Origin of the sequence: Flavobacterium sp. Arc3 (assembly GCF_041431375.1) — a bacterium.
GTDB lineage: Bacteria > Bacteroidota > Bacteroidia > Flavobacteriales > Flavobacteriaceae > Flavobacterium.
The window spans coordinates 140589-146844 of sequence record NZ_JASMRI010000011.1; the positions used below are offsets into that span (position 1 = coordinate 140589).

The window sequence follows — 6256 nt, forward strand, 5'->3', positions numbered from 1 at the left end:
ATGAATCTAAACGTCTTTTTAGAAAAATTAAAAGAAACTCCACAAAACATCACATTTACAGAAACGATTGCGGTAATTGAGGAAAATTATGTTTTTTCACCAACAGCATTCGAAAATGGATTACTCCACAATGCAGCGGGAGAGAACTCTGGTTCGTGTAAATTGTTCGCTTTTGCTGAATTGCAAAACTTGTCTGAAGCAGCAACATTATCTTGTTTTGGTGCTTATTATTATGAAGAAGTTTTAGGAGATTCTGAAGGATCAAACCACCAAAACATTCGCAACTTTATGAAAACAGGCTGGGACGGAATTGCATTTTATGGCGAAGCTCTAGTTTTAAAATAAACAGTTTTGAAACCTATTTTGATTTTTAAAATCGATATAACAACATAATTCATACCCCAAATTCACTATGCGTTGGACCATTAAACCAAAACCTTCCGAAGATAAAATCAAGCATTTGGCGCAAGCCTTAAATGTGGAGGATTTTGTGGCTACCTTATTAGTACAGCGTGGGATTGAAACTTTTGAAGATGCTAAGAACTTCTTTCGTCCGTCTCTAGACCACTTGCATGATCCTTACCTCATGAAGGATATGGAAAAAGCAGTGGCCCGAATTGAATTAGCCATTGAAAATCAGGAAAAAATTCTTGTTTTTGGCGATTATGATGTCGATGGAACTACTGCTGTCTCGCTAGTGTCGTCCTACTTAAAAACCTATTATCCAAACGTTGCTACCTATATTCCAGATCGCTATGATGAGGGATATGGAATTTCTTTTAAAGGGATTGACTTTGCTGATGACAATGGCATCTCGCTAATAATTGCCTTAGATTGCGGTATAAAATCAATCGATCATGTGGGGTACGCCAAAGAACGAAACATCGATTTTATCATCTGTGATCACCACAGACCCGGAAAAAATCTGCCAGAAGCTGTTGCCATTTTGGATCCCAAAAGAGACGACTGTAGCTATCCTTATGATGAATTATGCGGATGCGGGATTGGATTTAAATTAATTCAGGCACTTGGTTCAAACCGAGGTCAGACGATAGAAGACCTAACCTCCTATCTCGATTTAGTTGCCGCTGCAATCGCCGCTGATATCGTTCCGATGACTGGAGAAAACCGCGTACTCGCTTACTTTGGTTTGCAAGTGATTAATAGTGATCCAAGACCGGGAATCAAAGCTTTAGTTCATCAAGTCAAAAAACAAACCTTAGATATTACCGATGTTGTTTTTATCATCGCTCCAAGAATCAATGCAGCGGGACGAATCAAACACGGAAACCATGCTGTAGAATTATTAACGGAATTTGACTTTGAACAGGCGCAGCAATTTGCTTCAGAAATAGAGCAATACAATTCAGACCGTAAAGATTTAGACAAGCAAATCACAAAAGAAGCCCTATTGCAGATTGAAGTAAACGAAGAAAGAGAACGCTCTACCTCTGTCGTTTATCAGGAAAACTGGCATAAAGGCGTAATTGGTATTGTTGCCTCTCGATTGATTGAAACCTATTATAGACCTACTTTAGTTTTTACAAAAAGTGGTGATAAATATGCCGCCTCGGCACGATCCGTAAAAGGGTTTGATGTTTATAATGCACTAGAAGCCTGCTCGCAACATCTGGAGCAATTTGGTGGACACATGTACGCCGCCGGAATGACATTAAAAGAAGAGAATTATTCCATCTTTAAAGAAGCCTTTGAAAAACAAGTGCAGGAAACGATTCATCCCGATATGCTAATCCCAGAAATTGAGATTGATGCCGAAATAGATTTTGCAGATATTACCCCTAAACTCACCCGAATATTAAAACAGTTTGAGCCTTTTGGTCCGTTAAACATGACTCCTGTATTTCTAACAAAAAATATAAAAGATACTGGCTACGCCAAAAAACTAGGCGAAGACAATGCTCATTTAAAACTGTTTGTAAAACAAAATAATTCTGAAGGTATTCCTGCCATAGGTTTCGGATTAGGAAATAAAATGGAATTAACTACAAATCAAGAACCCTTTGAAGCGGTGTATTGTATAGATGAAAATGAATGGAACGGTAAGATTTCGATTCAACTGAGATTAAAAAATATTAAATAATGAGTACCCCTAAAGTTAAGAAAGATCCCTACGCAGCATTGCGTTATAAAGAGTTTAATACTTTTTTGTTATTGCGTTTCGCCATGGTTTTTGCTTGGTCTATGCAATTTATAGTGATTGAATGGCAAGTTTACAGCATCACCAAAGATCCGCTTTCACTGGGAATTATTGGATTAATGGAAGTAATCCCTGCTATTTCTATGGCTTTGTTTGCCGGTCACATAGTGGATCAAAAGGAAAAGAAAGGACTTTTAGTAAAATGTATTTTGGCTTTTTCAGTAATCAGTTTCGGGCTGTTTTTATTGACCTGGCCAGCAATAGTACATGATTATTCTCTAAAAACGATTTTGTACTCCATCTACTTTTTAGTTTTTCTTGGCGGATTAGTTCGCGCCTTCTTAGGACCCACTATCTTTTCGTTATTATCCTTGCTTGTTCCTAAAAAAGTATATCCTAATGCGGCGACTTGGAGTAGCTCTGTTTGGCAAATAGCTTCAGTTGTAGGACCTGCCGTTGCTGGTTTCTCGATTACTTTGATTGGTGTACATTGGTCAATGTGTTCTGTTTTCGCCTGTTCTGTTTTTGCATTATTATTTTTATCGCAAATAGAAAAAAAACCGATATTAAATCCGAAAATAGGAGAACCCGTAATGCAGAGTTTGACCGAAGGAATAAAATTCGTTTTCAATAACAAAACTATTTTAGGAGCGATTACTCTTGACATGGTCTCTGTTCTATTTGGTGGTGCTATAGCGCTATTACCCATCTTTGCACAAGACATACTAAAAGTTGGTCCGGAAGGATTTGGTTTTTTAAGAGCAGCCCCAGCAGTAGGAGCCTTTATTACAATGTTAATCACAGCCTATGTTCCGTTGAGTAAGAATGCCGGAATGAAGTTATTGATCGCAATCTTTTCTTTTGGTATTTGTATTATAGTATTTGGACTTTCCACAATTTTCTGGGTATCGCTTTTGGCTTTGTTCTTTAGTGGTGTATTTGATGGCATCTCAGTTGTAATCCGTCAAACGATTCTACAACTTAAAACTCCAGATCATATGCGCGGTAGGGTTTCGGCTGTAAACTCAATGTTTGTAGGTTCTTCAAATGAACTCGGTGCTTTTGAAAGTGGTGTTACTGCTAAATTGATGGGAACAGTAACGGCTGTTGTTTTTGGCGGAAGCATGACACTTATAATAGTGGCATTTACGGGATTCATTTCTCCTTCTTTTAGAAAACTTGATTTGAGAAAAGATTTAGAAGAACACGAAAACCTAGAATGATTAGTATTTATTTAGAATTATTATAAATAATGTTTATATTTGTTTCAAACATTATTCAAATGCAAGAAATAAAACAAATATACCATAATGATTCAGGGACTTCTTTTTATTGGAGAAAAGAGAATGACGTACTAGTCGACAAAGTGCAATTGATCTTTAGAGAAACTGGATTCTATTTTTCACAACAAGAACTACAAGTCTTTAAGAAATGTATAGAAGAAAGTTATGCCTTAAATAGCTGTTGTGATGATTGCGAACTAAAAAGTAAATGCCATAAATTTTTACTAAAAACGCCTTGTTCTCAGATTGATTTAGCTGTTTCCATGCAAGAATTAAATGCCGTAAAAGACTTGGTTGAAGGAACTTTGTTTAAAATTAATTTGGACTCTTATTTATATGGCGAAGGAATGAATTAGTACTTTTTTATTTCGAATGTATCTCCGTCAAAAACTCCATAAGTGAAATAGCTAATCCAGTCGCCAAGATTAACGTATTCTGAATTTTCCCCTACGTTCACTTTCATCGGTAAATGACGGTGTCCAAAAACAAGGTAGTTGTAATGTTTAGTTTCTAATTTCCTTTTAGAATAGAGAATCAGCCATTCGTTATCTTCACCTAAAAAAGTTACGTCCTCATCTCCAGATATCAGTTTGTTTTTTACCGATAGATATTGCGCTAAACGCACTCCAATATCAGGATGGAGCCATCTAAAAAGCCATTTTGAAAAACGATTTGTAAACACTTTTTTCATTCTCTTGTAGCCCATGTCGCCTGGTCCTTTACCATCCCCATGGCCAATAAGGAATGTTTTATCCCCGAAAGTAAACTCTTGATTATCATAAAATACAGGGATATTCAATTCTTTTTGGAAATAATCTTCCATCCATAAATCGTGGTTCCCAACAAAGAAATAGATTGGAATTCCGCTATCTCTTATTTCAGCTAATTTACCTAAGACACGAACAAACCCCTTTGGAACAACCGACTTATATTCGAACCAAAAATCAAACAAATCTCCTAATAGAAAAATCGCTTCAGCATCTTCTTTTACTTCATCAAGCCAAGCCACAAATCGCTTTTCTCTTGGCAAACTATGCTCTGCTGTTGGAGCACCAAAATGCTGATCTGAGGCGAAGTAAATTTTTTTATTGTTGGCTAATTGCATGAAATTAAAGTATGAATTTTGAATTACAAATTATCGCTAGCGTACCATTCAGCAAAAGAAGAATCTGTTTCTTGTAATTTTAAAGAAAAAAGCTTGATACCTGCGGGTAACCTACCAATTATTCTTTGCGCAAAATCAATTACCATGTTTTCGCTTGTAGGCTGGTAATTCACCAATATAACATGATGACCTCGATTTTTTAATTCGTGTGCCAATTCTACATGAGGGGTGGTTTCATTAAAAACGGTGGCATGATCAAACTGATCTACAATTTCTTCTTTTACAATTTTTTTTAAGTCGGTAAAATCGATAACCATTCCAAATTTTACATCATTACGATTCTCGATAGGACTCCCGATAACAGTTACTGACAATTTATAACTATGTCCGTGGACATTTTTACATTTGCCATCATACCCATATAGCGCATGACCAGTTTCGAAACTAAATTTTTTTGTAATTCTGATATTGCTCATTTCCGTATAATTTTGCTTGCAAATTTAGTGAAAAATTAACCGTTTTCATCTCTTTTTTTTGCAGAAGCATACATCCAATAAGCCAATCCTAGTAAAACAACAAATGGAATGACGGAACCAATAATCACACCTATCTGGTAATTACTATCAGTTGCATTTTTCAATTTTCCCGCTATATCGACTTGTTGTATTAGAGCTGTAATTTTCATTTCTTATTATTTTTTAAATTGACCTAAAGCATTTTTAGTAAAATCAGACAGTACTAATTCGCCTGAAATTGCTGCTCTTTTCAGCAATAAGGCATCCCAGTCCTCAGTTCCTTCCCAAATTATCTTCTTCATTTGCACCAAGGCTTCTGGATTGTAGGAAGCTAGCTTTGTAGTAAAGTGAGCTATATCAATATCTAACTCCACCTGATTTTCCAAAACTTTGGCGTAAAGCCCTTTGTCTTGAGCCCAATCTGTATTTTTCCATTCGGTGGCCGCTAGAGTCATTTCTGTCATTGCCGTCTTACCAATTTTACGGCTTACCGCAGGCTCAATAACAAATGGACCAATCCCTATAGCAAGTTCCGAAAGTTTAATACTACTATCAATGGTCGCAAAAGCATAATCACAGGCTGCGGCAATACCTACACCACCTCCTACTGCTTTTCCATGAATACGTCCCACTATAATTTTAGAACATTTGCGCATGGCGTTTATTAAATTAGCAAATCCCGAGAAAAATTGCGTTCCTTCTTCCTGATTGGATACTGCTAAAAGTTCGTCGAAAGAAGCTCCGGCACAAAAAGCGGCTGTTCCTTCACTTCGTAAAACAATTACAGTAACGCCAGCATTAACACTCAGCTCGTTCAACTTTTCAGTTAACGCATCTAACAATTTCCTTGGAAAAGAATTACTTGCTGGATGACTAAATTCTACCGTTGCAATCGTATTGTCGATTGTAGTGGTTAATGAACCTGTTGGATTTTCTAGTGCCATTTTAGTTGTTTTTATGTAAAGTTAAAAATATTATGAAGAAAGTCATCCTTTTATCAGAACAGAAAGTTGTTTTTTAATTTGTCTTTTCAATGTAAAATAATGTTATATTTGCCAAAGAATTGGGGGATTAGCTCATTTGGCTAGAGTGCTTGCCTGGCAGGCAAGAGGTGACGAGTTCGAATCTCGTATTCTCCACAGTTTAAAACTCAAGTCAGATGGCTTGAGTTTTTTTATTTTAAAGCCTATGTTTT

Annotated in this window: 8 protein-coding genes and 1 tRNA gene; 5 read left to right on the forward strand and 4 right to left on the reverse strand. The window is 36.4% G+C overall.

Annotated elements, in window-relative coordinates; translation table 11 throughout:
* The 4 genes from QO200_RS10200 to QO200_RS10215 all read left to right on the forward strand — a co-directional run bounded on the left by QO200_RS10200 (nucleotide 1) and on the right by QO200_RS10215 (nucleotide 3797).
* Entirely contained in the window at nucleotides 1-345 is a 345-nt protein-coding gene (locus tag QO200_RS10200) for a HopJ type III effector protein (RefSeq protein WP_371539433.1), read from the forward strand.
* 67 nt (nucleotides 346-412) lie between these two features.
* Nucleotides 413-2101, forward strand: a complete 1689-nt coding sequence (gene recJ / locus QO200_RS10205; protein WP_371539436.1) for a single-stranded-DNA-specific exonuclease RecJ — start codon at nucleotides 413-415, stop codon at nucleotides 2099-2101.
* Nucleotides 2101-3381, forward strand: a complete 1281-nt coding sequence (locus QO200_RS10210) for an MFS transporter (protein ID WP_371539439.1) — start codon at nucleotides 2101-2103, stop codon at nucleotides 3379-3381. Before recJ ends, QO200_RS10210 begins: the two co-directional genes overlap by 1 nt.
* 59 nt (nucleotides 3382-3440) lie before the next feature.
* Nucleotides 3441-3797, forward strand: a complete 357-nt coding sequence (locus tag QO200_RS10215; protein ID WP_371539443.1) for a hypothetical protein — start codon at nucleotides 3441-3443, stop codon at nucleotides 3795-3797.
* On the opposite strand, the gene QO200_RS10220 is transcribed toward QO200_RS10215, so the two are convergent.
* The 4 genes from QO200_RS10220 to QO200_RS10235 are packed head-to-tail and all read right to left on the reverse strand — an operon-like array spanning nucleotide 3794 to nucleotide 6005.
* Entirely contained in the window at nucleotides 3794-4546 is a 753-nt protein-coding gene (locus QO200_RS10220) for a UDP-2,3-diacylglucosamine diphosphatase (RefSeq protein ID WP_371539446.1), read from the reverse strand. The genes QO200_RS10215 and QO200_RS10220 overlap by 4 nt on opposite strands.
* A gap of 23 nt (nucleotides 4547-4569) precedes the next feature.
* Nucleotides 4570-5022 carry a 6-pyruvoyl tetrahydropterin synthase family protein gene (locus QO200_RS10225; protein WP_371539448.1) on the reverse strand — a complete coding sequence of 151 codons (453 nt, stop codon included), beginning with the start codon at nucleotides 5020-5022 and terminating at the stop codon, nucleotides 4570-4572.
* Between the two features lie 35 nt (nucleotides 5023-5057).
* Nucleotides 5058-5231: a hypothetical protein gene (locus QO200_RS10230; RefSeq protein WP_371539450.1), complete on the reverse strand. Its 174-nt coding sequence runs from the start codon at nucleotides 5229-5231 to the stop codon at nucleotides 5058-5060.
* Nucleotides 5232-5237: 6 nt separating this feature from the next.
* Entirely contained in the window at nucleotides 5238-6005 is a 768-nt protein-coding gene (locus tag QO200_RS10235) for an enoyl-CoA hydratase/isomerase family protein (RefSeq protein ID WP_371539453.1), read from the reverse strand.
* Nucleotides 6006-6126: 121 nt separating this feature from the next.
* Here QO200_RS10235 and QO200_RS10240 point away from each other — a divergent pair.
* Nucleotides 6127-6200, forward strand: a tRNA-Ala gene (locus QO200_RS10240).
* Nucleotides 6201-6256 lie beyond the last annotated feature (56 nt).

Coding starts and splice junctions, on each gene's coding strand:
- QO200_RS10200 (WP_371539433.1), top strand. CDS start 1: ATGAATCTAAACGTCTTTTTAGAAAAATTAAAAGAAACTCCACAAAAC.
- recJ (WP_371539436.1), top strand. CDS start 413: ATGCGTTGGACCATTAAACCAAAACCTTCCGAAGATAAAATCAAGCAT.
- QO200_RS10210 (WP_371539439.1), top strand. CDS start 2,101: ATGAGTACCCCTAAAGTTAAGAAAGATCCCTACGCAGCATTGCGTTAT.
- QO200_RS10215 (WP_371539443.1), top strand. CDS start 3,441: ATGCAAGAAATAAAACAAATATACCATAATGATTCAGGGACTTCTTTT.
- QO200_RS10220 (WP_371539446.1), bottom strand. CDS start 4,546: ATGCAATTAGCCAACAATAAAAAAATTTACTTCGCCTCAGATCAGCAT.
- QO200_RS10225 (WP_371539448.1), bottom strand. CDS start 5,022: ATGAGCAATATCAGAATTACAAAAAAATTTAGTTTCGAAACTGGTCAT.
- QO200_RS10230 (WP_371539450.1), bottom strand. CDS start 5,231: ATGAAAATTACAGCTCTAATACAACAAGTCGATATAGCGGGAAAATTG.
- QO200_RS10235 (WP_371539453.1), bottom strand. CDS start 6,005: ATGGCACTAGAAAATCCAACAGGTTCATTAACCACTACAATCGACAAT.